Source organism: Streptomyces sp. NPDC047971 (assembly GCF_040653355.1).
In the GTDB taxonomy this organism is placed as follows: domain Bacteria; phylum Actinomycetota; class Actinomycetes; order Streptomycetales; family Streptomycetaceae; genus Streptomyces.
The window spans coordinates 135,113-150,542 of sequence record NZ_JBEZNW010000015.1; the positions used below are offsets into that span (position 1 = coordinate 135,113).

Below are 15,430 nucleotides of genomic sequence, written 5' to 3' on the forward strand. Positions count from 1 at the left end.
CACCCTGCCAGGCCCGGCGTGCTCGGGGCGACCGGGTTTCGGCGGGCGGATCACCGGCCTCCGGCGGGCGTTTGGTCGGCACCCGCTCCGCGCCGGTCGTCCGAGCCGGCGGCCGGGAGTGGTACCTCCACCACGAAGAAGAGGAACGTGGTCGTGCTCGAAAGGTCCCGGAAACCGTCGGGGAACAGCTCGCGAGCGGCCGGATCGGGCTGCGGCTCGCCGATGACCGTGAGGCGGAATCCGGCGGCGGTGAAGGCATCGGTCATCGCGTGCAGCGGCTTGCGCCAGAACCGCATCGGGGCGGACTGCCCGTTGAACGTCCAGTCGAAGGCATAGCTGGTGGTCGCGAAGTAGTCGGGCCGGGGATCCTGGATCGTGTACGCGACGAACGGGTGGTCCACGGACGCGATCAGCCGCCCCCCGGGCCTGAGGACCCGGCGCAACTCCGCCAATGCCGGTCCCCAGTCCTCCAGGTAGTGCAGGACGAGGGACGCGACGACGTCGTCGAAGGCGCCGTCGTCGAACGGCAGGGGGTCGTTCAGGTCGACGAGGTGCAGGGCCGCGTCCTCCCCGAGTCGCCGTCTGGCCAGCGCGAGCATCCCCGCGCTGACGTCGATGCCGGTGACGATCGCACCGCGGTCGCGCAGGGCGGCGGACAGGGGGCCGGAGCCACAGCCCGCGTCCAGAATCCGGCGCCCGGCCACGTCTCCGGCGAGCGCCAGCATGGCGGGCCGCTCGTAGTACGCGTTCACGAGGCTGTTCTCGGTCTCCGCCGCGTAGGCCTCGGCGAAGCTGTCGTAGTCGTTCGCCCTGGCACGATCCGTACCCGGCTCGTTGTTCTGGGGCACGTCGGTCATGCGTTCCATCGCCGCAGCCTAACGGCCCCATGGTCCGCCGGGCTCGCCTCACGAAGGGTCTGTACGGGCACCACCACTCCCCACGCCTTCCGCCGGAAGGCGACCTCGCGGGCCTGACCGAATGTCGGCCCGGCCGGAGCGCTGCCCACCAGGCCGAGGTCGGGGGCAGGCACCGTCGGCTCGCGAGGGCGAGGGAACAATCCGCGGGGCCCCGAAGTTGCGCTGATCATGACGACACAGCCCGCAGTCCTGCGCTACACCGCGTTCTCCTCCGACCCCGAGGGCGGCAACCCCGCCGGGGTCGTCCTCGACGCCGCCGGACTCGACGACCACGCGATGCTCGCCATCGCCGCTGACCTCGGCTACAGCGAGTCGGCGTTCCTGACCGCCCCTCCCGAGGACCTCGGCGACGCGAGCGACCGGGCCTTCACCATCCGGTACTTCAGCCCCAAGGCGGAGGTGCCGTTCTGCGGTCACGCCACCGTGGCGACGGCGGTCGCCCTCGGCGAGCGCATCGGCCCCGGCGAGCTGCTGTTCGCCACCCGCGCGGGGAACGTGCCGGTGAGCGTGACCGAGGAGGCCGAGGGCTTGCGTGCCACCCTCACGACCGTCGAACCGCGCGTCGAGGCGATCGGCGACGCGGACCTCACGGAGGCTCTCGCCGCCCTCGACTGGCCCGCTGCCGACCTCGACGCCGCCCTGCCGCCGCGCATCGCCTTCGCGGGCGCCCGCCACCTCGTCATCGGCGCGGCCACCCGGGAGCGCCTCGCGGATCTCGCGTACGACTTCGCGCGGCTCGAATCGTTGATGCACCGCCTGGACCTGACCACCGTTCAGCTGGTGTGGCGTGAGTCCGGAACCGTCTTCCATGTGCGCGACCCCTTCCCCGTGGGCGGCGTGGTGGAGGACCCGGCGACCGGCGCGGCCGCCGGCGCCTTCGGCGCGTACGCCCGCGAACTCGGCCTGGTCCCGGCTTCGTCGGTCCTCACCCTCCACCAAGGCGCCGACATGGGCCGCCCCGGTGTCCTGACGGTGGAACTGCGCGAGGACGACGCCCGGGTACGGGTGAGCGGAACCGGGACCCGTATCGGCTGAGGACCGTACGGACGCGCCGAACGCGCACGCGGTCTGGAACGCGAGCCGCGCCTCGCCCGCCTTCCAGACCGCGGCCCGTGGGGAACGAACTCCGCCACAAAGGCGGCACCTTCATCGACTCCGGGACCCTCGCACCGGGCGAATACGCGGCTGGCGGGGCCGTGCCCGGTCCCCCTTGGGCAGGGCGCTCGTACCGGCTGAGCATGGGGTCGCCCCCGACACGTACGAACCGATCCTCGTGGCGGGCCGTCTCCGGGATCAGGCGGAGACGGCCCGCAGATCGACCGCGGAGCCGGCCGTCGCCGACCGACCGGGCCTGCCGCTCGACCCGCCGATCTCAGTCCAGGAGCGCGGCGGCTTGCTCACGCGCCTGCCTCAGCCAGGTCGCGCGTGCCTCCTCCGTCGAATCCGTGACCGTGCGGAAGACGACCCGCCGGACGTCGGTGACCCCCACGTACGGCAGCACGCAAGCCGACCAGATCCTGTCCAGCGGGTCGCCGAACTCGCTCTCCTCGCGGTCCGCGGGAGTGTCCGAGGTGTTCAGGACCAGGGCCCGACCGGCATGCAGCAACCCGGCGGGCTCACCCTCCGCGGTGTCGAGTTTGTACGCGACGCCTGGCGCCAGTACGCGCTGCACCCAGCCCGTGAGGACAGCGGGCGGCATGCCCCACCAGTTCGGGTGCACGAACACCATGGCGTCGAGCGTGGCCACCTCCGCGCGGTGCAGCGCCACCTGTGGGTCCGCGGCATCCGGGACCGGTTGGACGGTCCGCGTCTCGTCGGCGGCCAGCGAGGGCGCGAACCCCTCGGCACAGAGGTCGTGCGCGAGCACCTCGCACCCGCGATCACGCAGTTCGCCCACGACAGCCTCGAACACGGCGTGATTGAAGCTTCCGGGCCGTGGGTGTGCGAGATAGACCCCTACGCGCATGTGCTCATCCCCCGAAGACATCGGTACCCCTTGACCGCCGATCCGCGAACAGCCTAATGATCGCGCAGCGGCGCCCGCCACAACCACCTGCGTACGGGGCTTCGTTGCTCAACGCACGGCTTCCCAACCAGTCGAACACCGCCCCCCAACAGCACGTCTCGGCAGCTCATTGGATCAGGTCGGTGTGCGGATGCTCGGGGGAGGTCGGGCAGACGTAGATCTGCATGTTGTCGGTGCTGCCGACCTCGACCTTGGTCGGCTGCGAGGGGTCCTGGCCACAGCAGAGACCGGTGGTGTTGGCGGCGTACGCGGCTGCCTGTTCTTCGTGAGGTGCCCAGCTGTGTCCCTCACCGCCGTCCCATTCGTAGGAAGCGATGGTCAGCAGAGGGACCATCTGCGCGTCACAGACAGTGCAGTGTCGGGGGTTGGGGTCGGTGCGGCCCCACGGAGGCCAGCCGCCGATCTTCCAACCGGGCGCGCCTGCCAGATGGACGTCGTAGAAGTCCCGCGGACAGTCCGCGTGTTCGGAGCCGTCCATGTCGACGCCGGACGCCTGCCATCTGCTCCCGTCCTCCACCGTCAGCCGCATCTGTGGGCTCATGTCGAGGCTGTTGGGGTACTCGGTGATCGCTTCCGGTGCGAGCACGCACGGCTCCGGCAGATAGCCGTCGTCGTTCACCTCGTACGGTTCGGGCGGTGTGGCGAGGATGTCGACGACCTCGGCGGCGGACCGCCAGAACAGTGCGGTCGACGGCTTGTGATGCGGATCGTGGTCGTAGGGGCACCAGAGGACCTGGAGCAGATCGGTCTGTCCGGGCGGTCGGATCAGAGGTATGTCGCGCAGATACAGTTGGGCCACCGGCAGCATGGGAACCGGGCAGTCCGCGGGCGGAGGACCGGTGTCGAGTCGCTCCGCGAGACGCGCGGCGTTCCGCTCCTTGATCGCCTCCTCCTCCGCCGTCGTCCCACCACGAGCATCGTGATCCAGGTGCCAACGGGCCTGCCTGCGCCTCATGAGCCGCACGTCGGCAGGCGACCGGCGGAACCCGCTGTCACGGTGCAGGTGCGAGGCTTCGCAGTGCGGCCACGGCTCCTCGGCCGGCCACAGCAACGGCCCTCCGACCGAGCTCTCCCCGACCGAAGGCGACCCGGGGCGGGGGTGCAGCCGGATCGCAGGACGCGCCAACGGCCCCAGCTCGGGAAAGACCGCGGTCACGTCCACGGGCCGCGGCGGAGTAGTACGTACGAAATCCATGCCGACGATCCTGTCACCAGCCACTGACAATCCTGGCCGCCTCAACCAACGCCGGTGGCAACGCTGTTCAGCCGGTCAAGTCCGACGTATCCAGCCTTGGCCACTACGGCAGCTGGAGCACGAGCTGAGGAGCAGGCGTCCGTAAGTCGCGGACTCCGGATGAACAATTGACTGTGGACACCGCGCGAGTGGCGACCGACGGACGATCCGTGGTCGACATCGCTCGACAGGGTCGCGCTGCTCGTGCCCCTCGGCGTCTCAAGCCAGTGAGGTTTCTCAGCGAAATGATCTCCGCCATCGCGCGCCGGGCGAGCGGACCGCCACGGAGCTCAAGCAACGGTGTCGGGCTCAGCAGCCTCGACGGAACTTGGAAGCGGTCACCGTTGAGAAACCTCGCTCGGTGGGTTTCCCGAATTCATCCACGGCAGGTATCGGCGAACTGCCGGGCCAGGTTGAATGCCGGACCGAGCTGCCGACGACGCAGGCGTGCCGAAAGGTCCGGGGACGCTGCGCTATCTTCGTTCTCCCCAAGATCCTTCCCGGCGGTGTCGACAACGAGCGATCAAAGCCGGAGGCTCCACGAGGAGACGAGATGCGTGTACGTCAGTTGCTGTCCCTGCTCGCCGTGGGAGCCATATGCCCGCTCCTCGGTGCCTGCGGAGTCGACGACGAGAAGGGACCCGAGGCCGGCAGCCCGGACGAGGTCCCCTGCACCATCACGGTGAGCTCCATCAAGGAGGGCAACGACATCAGGGGCGGCAATCTCAGCTACTTCGTGCGCTATCGCGTGCACGTTGCCGGCGAGCCGGATTTCGAGGGCGCGCAGGAGCCCGTGCTGAACCCCATCCAGGTCGCCCAGATCGTCGCGGTGTCCAAGCACTACTCGTGCTGGGTGAGCCGTAGCAACCACAACCAGATCCAGATCGACTGGGACAAGCCCCTCACCGCCTCTCCGTCCGCAACCCCCAAGTGATCCCGGTGACCATTAAGGATTTCTCAGCGAAATGATCTTCGCGAAGCGGCGTGAACCACGCTGAACGGCGCGGATCGGGCAAGCGGGTTCCGGCGGCGGACAGCCGTGAAGGCCCCGGTAGGACAGGTCCGCCCAAGATCATGCCCGTTACGACCAGAGGCTTCACGTTGGTCACCTATAGCGCCACGCTCGACGTCCCGCGCCACGTCGTCGAGTTCCTCGCCTGCCACCTGGCCGCTCACCGGCGCCGGATCGGCACCCCGAGAAGGCCCGCGCGCTCGGGCCGTTCCGCCAGGCGGTGCTGGTGCTGCGTTGGTTCCGTGAGCGCGGCTGCGTGCACTGCCTGGCCCGTGACGCCGGCGTCTCCCAGGCCACCGGCTACCGCTATCTCACGAGGGTATCGACGTCCTCGCCGAGCAGTCCTCCGACCTGCACGATGTCCTCGCCTGCTGCCGGCGCGAGGGCATGACGCACGTGATCCTCGACGGCACGCTGATCGAATCGGACCACGTGGCCGGCGTCCGCGAGAACGGCAACGGCCTGTGGTTCAGCCAGAAGCACAAGGCGTTCGGCGGCACCATCCAGTTCCTGTCCGCTCCGGACGGCATCCCGCTATGGGTCTCCGAGGTCGAAACCGGCAGCGTCCCCGACATCACCGCCGCCCGGATCCACACCCTTCCCGCGCTGTACAAGGCGGCGGCCGAGGGCCTTCCGACCCTGACGGACAAGGACTACATGGGCGCGGGCGTCGGCATCCGCATCCCGGTCCGCCGTCCAAGAGGCAAGTCCGAACGAGCACTTCACGCCGATACCCGCATGTTCAATACCCTGCTGCGGCACGTGCGGGCTCTGGGCGAGCGGACCGCCGCCGAGCTCAAGCAGCGGTGGCGGGCCCTTCAGCACATCACGCTCAGCCCTGGCCGGATCGGCGACATCGTCCGAGCAGCCCTCGTCCTCAACGGAATCTGGAAGTGATCACCGTTGAGAAAACCTCGGTGGACGGTTGTTGGCGCGGCCACACCGGCAGTTCAGTGCGCAGTACTCACCAGGGCCATCAGTTCACCCTCGGTGGTCCCGGCCGGCACGCGCACGTCGAAGAAATAGCCCTCTTCACAGAACACCAGGCCACAATGGATGGGTGTCAGCCTGCGGAAGGCGATCGTCAACCAGATCGCGTCGCTCTCCGTCACGTCCATGTACAGGCAGGTACCGTCCTCGTGCAGATAGGCCTCGCCCAGGCCGGAATCCGTATCGAATATCCAAATGAGGCTGCGCACTGCACTACGGCCCGACGAGTCGATCTCGACTTCAGTCCACCGGGCACAGATCACCTCAGTCAGCGCACCTCAATCGACGTGCCATCCGCCCGTATCACCCTCGACCACCGCCAGGAACGTCATAGCCAGGGTCTATCGGATACCCATGAATGGCGCTGACCAGCAGCTGTCTGAAGGGGGATGGGCTCAGTCTCCCGGCGCGGCTTCCGGCACCTGACTGAGGAACTGCTTCGCCGCCTCGACTGCTTCCCGGTTGAGTGCCTCGACGGAGACTCCCCAACTCGCATCCCAGCCATCCAAGTTGTGCGCGCAGTGGACAAGGGGTTCGAGTTCCACCGGGTAGTCGAGGTCATGCGCGACATCCGCCCAGATGAGGTGGGTGCCGGCTGCTGGATCCAGTGATCCGTCAACAATCCGATCGGCGACCCAAAAGGCCATGGCCCACTTCGCTGCCCGAGTGTCAGCGGGCGGACGGAAGAGCAGTCCCAACCCCTCCAGGACCTGGTCGAAGAGGAACGGGGCCTCGGGCTCTTCGCTCCGGAGGAGACCGGCGAGCATGGCGAGGGAGGGACTCTCGAGTCCGGCAATCAGCGCGTCCAGCCCAGCCTGGATGAGGCGGTCAGACCCGACATGCCTACCGAATGCCCTCTCGCGTGCGATATGGGCTGAGCTGCTTGAGAGCGTCGTCGCGGGTCATCACATTCTTCTCGGTGGACCATCCAGGAGAAGAAGAATCGCACAATTCCAGACGGCGCTTCGATCGAGTTCTCCGGTGTTTCGGGATCAGGACTTGAGCGCAAGTTTCCTCAATGCGCGTTTTGTCCCAGCAGGGCCGTTTGATAAGTCGGGCTACGAAAGCCGCTCGGACCAGACCATCACGCGTGTGATGATCTGGGCGCGTGTGCCGATGGATCCGGGGTTGCACGTGGGATCGTTCGTGGACTCAAGGCGGGATATCGGAAATGGCCACCGGGAGAACAGCGCGGCTGCTGCTCAGCAACGGCGGTGAGGCGGCGCTGGAGCTGACCGTGGAGCCCTGGGCGGAGACTCACCGGCTTCTCCCGAGGCAGACGTGCGTTGTTGTCACCCACACTGCCGCAGCAGATGGTTCATGGTCCGGGACTCTACGTGGGGACGAACCATTCCAGGTCGACCATCGGCCCGACTCGGTCACGGTGTGGACCAACGGCAACTGCTTTCATCTCAGCGACGCGGAGGGGAACGCGATTGACGCGGCCGACTGGCAATGCCCCGCTCAGGGCTCGGCCTCCTGACTTCCCGTGCCGGAGCGTTCCTCGAGATGGGTGGCCGGTGGGGCAGCGGCTACTCTCGCGGGATGAGCAGCATGGGCTTCCGGGACGTGGAGCGGGCCGTGGACGTGATGCTGGGCGTGCTGCGGCCGCAGTGCGACGCGGACTGGTCGGTGCCGGCGGGCTCCTTGGAGTGGGACTGTCGGGCGACAGCCGTCCATGTGGCGCACGACCTGATCGCGTACGCGGGACAGGTGGCGGCCCAGCCGGCCGATGCCTATCTGCCGTTCGACCTGGCCGTCCGCCCGCAAGCCGGTCCACGTGAGGTACTGAGCGTGGTCGAGGCGTGCGGGAGTCTGCTCGCCCGGTCTCTGGCCGCGGCGGATCCTCGGATGCGGGCCTGGCACTGGGGGCCGTGCGACGTGTCGGGCTTCGCCGCGATGGGTGTCGCCGAAGCCTTGCTGCACACCCATGACATCACTCAGGGACTGGCGGTTCCGTGGCTTCCGCCGGCCTCGCTGTCCGCCGCCGTCCTGCGCCGTCTCTTCCCGGACGCCCCGTCCGGCGAACCTGCCAGGGTCCTGCTCTGGTGCACCGGGCGGGGTGATCTCGCGGGTCGCACCCGGGTCGAGTCGTGGCAGTGGAAAGCAGCTCTGTCGGGCTGAGTCGTGCGACCTCGTTCCCCCTCTGTGAGCCTCTGCGGTCACAGCGCCAGGAACCGTTCGGCGGTCATCGCGGGGTGAACGCCCGTGGTTTCGCGTCGTGCCGGGCTCACTCGGCGGCGCGGGGTCGGCGCGTCGCCGGCCTTCGGCGCGGTTCTCCGTGGCCCTTCCCCGTCGTGACGGGGGTACGGCGTTCGCGCGCCGGCGGGGTGTCGCCTGCCCGGGGAGGGGCGGACAGCAGGGCCAGGAGGCCGGCGATCTCGTGGCCCGCCTCGGCCGGGTGGCGGAACCGGGCCTTGCCATTGATCTCGTACTGGTTGCGCCGGCCGTCCGAGCCGCGTCTGCGAGTGAGGTAACCCTCCGCCTCCAGGTCCGCGACGATCGCCTGGACGGTTCGCTCCGTCACCCCGCAGTCGGCCGCGACGTCCCTGAGTCGGACACCGGGGTCCCGGAAGAGCATGAGGAGGACCCGCGCGTGATGGGTGAGGAACGTCCAGCTCGGAGGGTGGCGACCGCCATCTGCCATGCCGCACCTCTCTCCGCGTCGCGATGGATCATTCATCATACGTCCTGATTTTCACGTATTCCTTGACGTATATCAGTGCTACGTGCACCATGGCGGGTGGGAGCACTCCGACGTGCCCGCACAGGGGACTCGTGCGGGCAGAGATTCCTCCTGCGTCGACCCCCTCGGCCGCATGCGCGGTTCCGCCCGGATCCCTTCGCGGACCTGCGCCCCGGGAGGGGCACGCACCGTACCCGGAGTCCCGCAGCGTGCGGAGGGGCGCCCGACCCCGGAGAATGATCGGTGGCCCCCCTGCCGGGCCGCCCCCGTTGGGCCTGGAACGTCCCGCCCAGCAGGGACGCGGCACAGAAGGAGACCGTCTTGCTCATCACGTACGCCATCGAGGACGGCGTCCTGCACGTGACGCTGCTGCGTGATCTCGACATCAGCACCCGAGCCGCGGCCTCCCTGGAAACCGAGGCGCTCGTCCACGCCCACCACCCGCGCCACGTCCGCGTCCAGCTGCCCACCTTCGACCCCTCGCCGGCCTCCCTCAGCGCGCTCACACGCGCCCGGCGGCTGTGCGAGCACCTGGGCATCCCCCTCACCGTCGTCGGCCCCGCCCAGACGTCCGCGCCCGAGGCCAGCCCCTCGGCGCCGGGCGCCGCGGCCTGAGGGGAAGGGGTCCCCGGCCGTCGACGACGTTCCCCCTCCGTGCCGTACGGGGACGGCGCACGGCCATGCCCCGTCGAAGCAGGGCGTGCCCGGCGCGTGGACCACGGCCCGCGGACGTTCATCCGAGTGAACAGACCCGGGCAGGAGGGCGAAAAGCCGGGACCGCGATGTCGAGCGGTTGTCGTGTCACGCCCATTCCACGCCGAGCTCGGCGAGCGCGGCGCGCTGTTCCCGAGTGAGCCTGTCGCGGCGGGTCTTGGTGTTGGTGACCCAGACTCCCAGCTTCACGGGCAGCGGCTCCACCCGCCCTTCGAGGGCCAGTTCCTCGATGTGGCCGCGTGGGACGCGGTGCGTCCCTTCCCTGGCGACGTACTGCGCGAGCGCCGCGACGCCCCGCAGGAACGCCGCCGACGCCTTCGTCCGCCCCGTGCCGCCACCCCTGTCGGACGAGTCCGGCGCGGGCCGCTCGGCGGGCTCGATACCCAGCGCGGTGAGCCGGTCCCGCTGCTCCGCGGAGAGTTCCGGCCAGGCATGGACCTGTCGTTCGATCCACCGGCCGAGGTCGTCGCCGTCGAAGAGGACGCCGGGCGCGATCGACGGCAGGACACCGTCCGCGTCGACGAGGTCGGCCAGGACCCGTTGGTGGCGTTGCCAGTCCAGCGGCCAGGGGCACGCCCAGTCCGGGTCGATCGCGCGCAGGTGCGCGGCGCGTGCCGCGGCGCGTTCGGGGTTCCTGCCGAGGCCGCCCGCGCGGCGGAGGTTGGCGACGAACTGACCGATCGCGAACGCGTCCGCGTCGCTCTCCCCCCAGCGGGCGTCCTGCCGGGGGGCGAGGTGCCCGTGGGCGCGGCGGTAGGAGCGCAGCTTCGCGAGCTTGGTCTCCCACGCCTCCTCGCCCGGCTCCCACACCATCCCCGCCTCGTCGAGGAGTTCCTTGCGGTACGCGTCGAGTTCGCCGGCACGCAGGGACCTGCGCTGCTGGTGGACCCAGCGGCCGAGGGGGAAGCGGGTGACGCCGAGCTCGACCTCGGTGTCGTACGGGACCGCGTACAGTCCCTCGACCTCCTGCCGCTCGCGCCACCGTCGCAGCGCCTGGTAGCCCTCCAGCCACACGAGGGACTCGGGCCGGTAGACGCGGCTGCGGAGGAACGCGGAGACGGTGGCCGGGTCTCGGGGGCTGGAGAAGTGCAGCAGCGCCGACTCCACGAACTCCCGTCCTCCGTCCGCCTCCCCGTCTCCTTCGGCGCGGATGATCCGGCCGTCGGCGTCCCGGACGAGGTGGTGGAGTCGCTCCCTGGGCGCACGGGTGAGGGCGCGGGAGGCGAGTTGTTCGACGAGGTGCTCGTCGTGGGAGCGCAGGCCCTGGAGCACCGCGACGAGAGGGGCGTACGAAGCGGAGGCGACCATGTCCTCGGGGTCTTCGCCCGCTTCGAGGAAGACCGGGACGATGATGCGGGCGGTCTTGGCGGTTCCGTCGGGATGGGGTCGCAGGGCGCGGCCGATGTTCTGGACGATCTCGATCTGTGAGCCGCGGGTGTCCGCGAAGCAGACCGCCTGGACCCCGCGTTCGCCGACGATGTCGACGCCTTCGCCGAGGACGCGTACGGAGGCGAGGAAGGCGCGGTGGACCCCGGTCCCGTCGGCGTCGACGCCGTCGGCGAACTGCCGCAGGGTCTCGCGGCGCTCGCTGACGAGGTGGTCCCCGCACAGCCAGGCCGACCACACGCGGCCGGGTGGCACGTGCCGGTAGGGCTCCAGCGCGTACGGCTGCGCTCCGATCGACGACGGCGGCAGCGCGGCCGCGTCCCGGAGGAACCGGTCGGACGCCTCGGTCGCGTACAGCTGCGCGGCGGTCTCGGGCAGCTTGTCGGCGAACGCGGCCGCCTCCTCGACCCGGTGATGGAACGTCATCACGGTCTTCAGGTCGTGGCGCGCGGCGTGTTCGAGGAGCGCGGTCTGCAGCAGGGCGAGGCGACGGCCGCGCAACGCGTCCTCGGAGGGTTCGGGGCCGCCCGCGCCCGGGCCGGCGGGCTGTCCCGCGAGGGGCTCCGGGTCGCGGATCTCGATCACGTCGATCTCGAATCCGGCGAGGATCTCGCGCTCGATGGCCTCCGAGAGACCGAGTTCGTGGATCCACTCTCCGTACGGGCCGTCCGGGTCGGAGACCATGGAGGCGATCTCGGGCTCCTGCCCGCCGTCGCGCGGCCGGGCAGCGGCGAGGACGCGCGGAGTCGCGGTCAGGTAGAGGCGGAAGTCGGCGGGGATGCGGGCCTGGTCGTGGATCGCGGACCAGGGTCGTCCGAGGTCTCCCGCGGTGCCGTGCGCCTCGTCGACGACGGCGAGGTCGAACCGGGCCATCGTCTGTCCGTACAGGCGCTCCCCGCCCGCGAGCGCCGCTTCGAGCGGCCCTCGGACCTTGGCGCGCCCCGACGGGTCGCGCGGGTCGTCCCGGTCCACCAGCGAGGCGTACGTGGCGAACACGACGACCGGACCCGTTCCGGCCCACAGGGCGAGCTGGATCGGATGGGTCGTCGACCGCACGCCGAGCCGTTCCAGGACGTCGTCCTTCTCCAGCGAGCACACCGCCACCATGGGGCCGTCGTGGCCGACGCGGCGCCATGCCCGGGCGGTCTGCACCAGGAGGTCGAGCGTGGGCACCATGACGAGGATCCGGCCGCCGGGAAAGCAGGACAGGGCCGCCGAGGCCGCGGTGATCGTCTTGCCCGACCCGGTGGCGGACACGAACGTCGCCCGCTCCCCCGCGGGCCGCACGGCCGACCTGGCCGGGAAGCCTGCCCACCGGCGGATGCGGGCCAGCCCTTCGACCTGGTGCTCGCGGAGCTGCATACCCGGCACCTGTGCTCTTCTCCCCGCTCTAGAGACCGAACTCGATGTTCTGCACGTCGAGCATGTGCACCTCCTCCAGGCTGCCGGCGCGGGTGCCGCGGTTCTGGAAGTACACCTCCTTCAGCCCCTCTGCCGCGATCTTCCGCAACTGGGCGTCGGACGCTCCCTGTTCCTGGGCGTCGAAGAGGCGAGCGGCGAACCGGGGCGGCAGCGCCACCGTGAGGTGTCGCATCCGGGCCTCGTCGGTGGTGCCGACCGGGGCGCTGTAGCCCAGGCGGGCCCGCACGTCGACGATGATCCCGTTCGTACTGGACGCCGCCTTCCGGGCTTTCGCCCGTACCTGCGGCTGCCACCGCCTTCTCACCTCCGCGTCCATGCGGCCGGCGAGTTCGGGGCGGGGGCTTCTGATCTGGTCCTTGACGTACCGCTCGACGGTGCGCCGGCTGATCCCGAGCAACTGGGCGGCGGCCTTCGTGCCCTTCAGCTGCTTGACCAGATAACGCATCTGCGCGCCCGCGCTCTTCGGGACGGGGCGGGTGATCGCCTGCTCCAGCACCCTGTCGAGACCTTCGCCGACCGATGTCGCCATCGCTGCTCCTACTCCCCCGTGTCCTGGGCGGCGATGTCGCCGGTCTTGATGTACCGGGCCAGGTTGAGCTCCTGGCCGTACTCCTCGCGGAGGCCCTCGGCCCACAGCACGCTCTGGGTGCCCTCGTGCTTGACCATCCCCGGGGAGACGCCGATCCGGAAGCTGCCCGGCACCGTCCTGCCGTCGGTGTCGTACGGCAGGACGTCCAGGGGGCTCGGTCCGTCGGCGGCGTAGACCGCGCAGTCCGACAGGACCGCCACCGGGTAGCGGCCGGTCGCGGCGGCGAGCGCGACGATCTTCCGGTGCATGCCCACCCGGGCACGGGAGATGACCGCGGCGCGGATGTCGGGGCGCCAGGTCGGGCGGGCGAGCGCCGGCCACGGCTGTCCGGGGCGCCAGCCGTCTCCCCGCGGACGTTCGCGGAGCTTGCCGATGCCGCCCTTCACCGTGGCCTTGATCGCGGACACCACGATCGCCGCCCCGGGATCGCGCCGCTTGTGGTCGTCCATCGCCGCGAGCAGTTCGGCCGGTCCGAGGTCCTCGGTCACCCCGAGGTCGGCCATGGTGGCGACGTACGCGTCCCGCAGCCGCTTGTACCAGTCGTCGAGGAAGCGGCCGCTCTCCGGGCGGATCCATGCCTCGGCGGGGGCGACGTCGTAGCCGAGTTCGACCGCGTAGGCGACGGTGGGGGTGGCGTACCAGGCGGGGCCGTCGGGGCGCTCACCGGAGGGCGTGAACGGGCTGGGGAGCTGGTCGGCTACGAGGGTGTGCCACTGCTTGCCGACCTTCACCCGGGACAGGTCGACGTGTGACAGGTCGACCAGCCACGCTCCGGGCACCTTCGCGTCGAACCGCGGTCCCGTCACATGGACCGGCGGTTGGGCGAGGCCGACGATCGCGCCGTTCGAGGCGGCGGCGAAGGCCATGTTCACGTCGATGCCGACGAGATGACGCCGCATGCACTCGGCGTCCGTGAGCGGACGCGTCCAGTCGTACGCCTCCTCCAGCAGCATCTCGGCCGGTCCCCGCTGGTGGAAGCGCGGGAGGTCCGCGAGGAGCGGGTGGCCGTCGGGTGCCTCGCACGGCGCGCAGTCGATCGCGTCCCTGCCGAGCGAGCCGGGGTTGTGCTCGCTGTGCCGTCTGCCGGTCTCGTCCGGCGCTCCGGCCCTGGTGGGCGGGCGCAGGGCGGTCATGAGTTCGAGCCCGGTCACGGCCGTGGTGCCGCGGGGCGTCAGCACCCGCGAGGCGTACGTCCCGAGGAGCCGGGCGAGTTCCGCCGGGGGAAGGTCGGCGGCGCCGTGCCAGTGGCGGGCGTCGAGCGCGTCCCAGGACGGGATGCACAGCTGCACGCACTGGCGCCGGCCTCCCTGGGCGGGGCGGTAGATCCAGGCCCACGGGCCGAGTCCGCGTCGGGTCAGCAGCCACTCGGCCCCCGCCAACTGCTCGACGGCCCGGTGGTCCTCCGGCAGCCGCCCGTCGAGACGCTCCTCCGGGGTCAGCCGTGGCGGCAGCCCGAAGCGCTCGCAGGCGGCCCCGGTGAGGACGAGCAGCGGGTCGGCGTCCCTGCCCGCGCCGTGCAGCCTCGGGGCGCCGAGCCGTGCCTCGGTCAGCGTCCACTCCACCAGCGCGGGAAGCGAGGCGGCGGGGATGTCCAGGACGAGACCGCCCACGCAGTACGCCAGCGCCTGCCCGTCGTCGTCGATGTCGACGACGGCGAGCGGGCCGTTCGCGAAGCGGGGGTCGGCGCCGCGCGGCTGGGGCGCGGTGCTGCCCCGCCCGGCCTTCCGCCCGCTCGACCGGTGAGGGGTGGAGGGCTGCCGTGGGGCGGGCGCCGGACTCGACGCCTCCGTCGGCGCGGTGAGGGTGTCGGCGGGGCGGGACGGGGCGTTCCGCTCGGCGGACAGGGCCGGGGGCCGGGAGCCGGGGACAGGGTGGGGCGGGGCCGCGGAGGAGGGCCGCGTCGCTCGCGGGGCGGGCGAGGCAGGGACGGAGGCGGGTGGGGAGACCTTTTCGGGCGCGGGCGGGGCGGCGAGCGGGGCGGGCAGGGGCGGCGGTTCCGCCGCAGCCTGGTGCGGCGCTCCGGTGGACTCTCCGCGCACCGCCGTGTCCTGGGCGGGCGTGTCGGAGTTGGCGTCGGTGTCGGCCGGGTAGAGCTTCGCGAGCCCGTCGAGCAGGCGTGCGTAGGCGTCGCGCTCCGGCGGCCGCGGCTCCGTCTTGCCGGACTCCCAGCCGCTGACCGTGGCGCGCCGCACCTTGAGCGCTCCGGCCACCTCGTCGACCGTCAGGCCGTGGGCCTTGCGGAGACGTCGGCGCTCCTCCGGCGGCGGCAGTGTGGCGCGGGACGCGAGCAGGGCGTCGATCGCGTCGAACAGCTCGGACAAGGGACCACCTCCAGCGGACACCTTAGTCCGCGAACCGTACGGAGCCCGTACATCCAGCGTACGAAACGCGTACTGACCGCGTACCGTCGCCGCTTGGGTGACTGCCGCGCCGCACGGCGAAGCCGCTGAGGCC

13 protein-coding genes and 1 pseudogene are annotated in these 15,430 nt (G+C 70.8%); 5 read left to right on the forward strand and 9 right to left on the reverse strand.

Features of this window, described 5'->3' with window-relative positions; translation table 11 throughout:
* Nucleotides 1-50 precede the first annotated feature (50 nt).
* Entirely contained in the window at nt 51-866 is an 816-nt protein-coding gene (locus AB0D99_RS16870; protein ID WP_362361756.1) for a class I SAM-dependent methyltransferase, read from the reverse strand.
* A gap of 219 nt (nt 867-1,085) precedes the next feature.
* Between AB0D99_RS16870 and AB0D99_RS16875 the strand changes: the two genes are divergently transcribed.
* Complete coding sequence (locus tag AB0D99_RS16875) at nt 1,086-1,952, forward strand: PhzF family phenazine biosynthesis isomerase (RefSeq protein WP_362361759.1); 867 nt, start codon at nt 1,086-1,088, stop codon at nt 1,950-1,952.
* 337 nt (nt 1,953-2,289) lie between these two features.
* On the opposite strand, the gene AB0D99_RS16880 is transcribed toward AB0D99_RS16875, so the two are convergent.
* A complete protein-coding gene (locus AB0D99_RS16880) occupies nt 2,290-2,904 on the reverse strand; it encodes an NAD(P)H-dependent oxidoreductase (RefSeq protein WP_362361762.1) in 615 nt (204 codons plus the stop codon).
* A gap of 145 nt (nt 2,905-3,049) precedes the next feature.
* Nucleotides 3,050-4,138, reverse strand: a complete 1,089-nt coding sequence (locus AB0D99_RS16885) for a hypothetical protein (RefSeq protein ID WP_362361765.1) — start codon at nt 4,136-4,138, stop codon at nt 3,050-3,052.
* A gap of 592 nt (nt 4,139-4,730) precedes the next feature.
* Here AB0D99_RS16885 and AB0D99_RS16890 point away from each other — a divergent pair.
* A complete protein-coding gene (locus AB0D99_RS16890) occupies nt 4,731-5,111 on the forward strand; it encodes a hypothetical protein (protein WP_362361768.1) in 381 nt (126 codons plus the stop codon).
* 167 nt (nt 5,112-5,278) lie between these two features.
* A pseudogene (locus tag AB0D99_RS16895) lies at nt 5,279-6,086 on the forward strand (transposase family protein).
* Nucleotides 6,087-6,139: 53 nt separating this feature from the next.
* On the opposite strand, the gene AB0D99_RS16900 reads toward AB0D99_RS16895, so the two are convergent.
* On the reverse strand, nt 6,140-6,388 hold the full coding sequence (locus AB0D99_RS16900; RefSeq protein WP_362361771.1) for a hypothetical protein: 249 nt from the start codon (nt 6,386-6,388) through the stop codon (nt 6,140-6,142).
* A 186-nt stretch (nt 6,389-6,574) separates the two neighbouring features.
* On the reverse strand, nt 6,575-6,826 hold the full coding sequence (locus tag AB0D99_RS16905) for a hypothetical protein (protein ID WP_362361774.1): 252 nt from the start codon (nt 6,824-6,826) through the stop codon (nt 6,575-6,577).
* Nucleotides 6,827-7,724: 898 nt separating this feature from the next.
* Between AB0D99_RS16905 and AB0D99_RS16910 the strand changes: the two genes are divergently transcribed.
* The gene (locus AB0D99_RS16910; protein ID WP_362361777.1) at nt 7,725-8,303 is read left to right on the forward strand and encodes a maleylpyruvate isomerase N-terminal domain-containing protein; all 579 of its coding nucleotides are present in this window, start codon (nt 7,725-7,727) and stop codon (nt 8,301-8,303) included.
* Nucleotides 8,304-8,409: 106 nt separating this feature from the next.
* Here AB0D99_RS16910 and AB0D99_RS16915 read toward each other — a convergent pair whose 3' ends face one another.
* Nucleotides 8,410-8,826: a helix-turn-helix domain-containing protein gene (locus AB0D99_RS16915; protein WP_362361780.1), complete on the reverse strand. Its 417-nt coding sequence runs from the start codon at nt 8,824-8,826 to the stop codon at nt 8,410-8,412.
* Between the two features lie 360 nt (nt 8,827-9,186).
* On the opposite strand from AB0D99_RS16915, the gene AB0D99_RS16920 reads away from it, so the two are divergent.
* Nucleotides 9,187-9,480 carry a hypothetical protein gene (locus tag AB0D99_RS16920; RefSeq protein WP_362361783.1) on the forward strand — a complete coding sequence of 98 codons (294 nt, stop codon included), beginning with the start codon at nt 9,187-9,189 and terminating at the stop codon, nt 9,478-9,480.
* Between the two features lie 186 nt (nt 9,481-9,666).
* Here the strand turns inward: AB0D99_RS16920 and AB0D99_RS16925 are convergent, their stop codons facing one another.
* From AB0D99_RS16925 to AB0D99_RS16935, 3 genes are read right to left on the reverse strand one after another with little or no spacing between them, the layout of a single operon-like run.
* On the reverse strand, nt 9,667-12,327 hold the full coding sequence (locus tag AB0D99_RS16925; RefSeq protein ID WP_362361786.1) for a Helicase associated domain protein: 2,661 nt from the start codon (nt 12,325-12,327) through the stop codon (nt 9,667-9,669).
* Nucleotides 12,328-12,355: 28 nt separating this feature from the next.
* Complete coding sequence (locus tag AB0D99_RS16930) at nt 12,356-12,916, reverse strand: XRE family transcriptional regulator (RefSeq protein WP_362361789.1); 561 nt, start codon at nt 12,914-12,916, stop codon at nt 12,356-12,358.
* A gap of 8 nt (nt 12,917-12,924) precedes the next feature.
* Complete coding sequence (locus AB0D99_RS16935) at nt 12,925-15,297, reverse strand: helix-turn-helix domain-containing protein (RefSeq protein WP_362361792.1); 2,373 nt, start codon at nt 15,295-15,297, stop codon at nt 12,925-12,927.
* Between the last annotated feature and the right edge of the window lie 133 nt (nt 15,298-15,430).

Excerpts from the sequence above, each read along its gene's own strand:
- AB0D99_RS16870 (WP_362361756.1), bottom strand. The coding sequence starts at position 866 with ATGGAACGCATGACCGACGTGCCCCAGAACAACGAGCCGGGTACGGAT.
- AB0D99_RS16875 (WP_362361759.1), top strand. The coding sequence starts at position 1,086 with ATGACGACACAGCCCGCAGTCCTGCGCTACACCGCGTTCTCCTCCGAC.
- AB0D99_RS16880 (WP_362361762.1), bottom strand. The coding sequence starts at position 2,904 with ATGTCTTCGGGGGATGAGCACATGCGCGTAGGGGTCTATCTCGCACAC.
- AB0D99_RS16885 (WP_362361765.1), bottom strand. The coding sequence starts at position 4,138 with ATGGATTTCGTACGTACTACTCCGCCGCGGCCCGTGGACGTGACCGCG.
- AB0D99_RS16890 (WP_362361768.1), top strand. The coding sequence starts at position 4,731 with ATGCGTGTACGTCAGTTGCTGTCCCTGCTCGCCGTGGGAGCCATATGC.
- AB0D99_RS16905 (WP_362361774.1), bottom strand. The coding sequence starts at position 6,826 with ATGGCCTTTTGGGTCGCCGATCGGATTGTTGACGGATCACTGGATCCA.
- AB0D99_RS16910 (WP_362361777.1), top strand. The coding sequence starts at position 7,725 with ATGAGCAGCATGGGCTTCCGGGACGTGGAGCGGGCCGTGGACGTGATG.
- AB0D99_RS16915 (WP_362361780.1), bottom strand. The coding sequence starts at position 8,826 with ATGGCAGATGGCGGTCGCCACCCTCCGAGCTGGACGTTCCTCACCCAT.
- AB0D99_RS16925 (WP_362361786.1), bottom strand. The coding sequence starts at position 12,327 with ATGCAGCTCCGCGAGCACCAGGTCGAAGGGCTGGCCCGCATCCGCCGG.
- AB0D99_RS16930 (WP_362361789.1), bottom strand. The coding sequence starts at position 12,916 with ATGGCGACATCGGTCGGCGAAGGTCTCGACAGGGTGCTGGAGCAGGCG.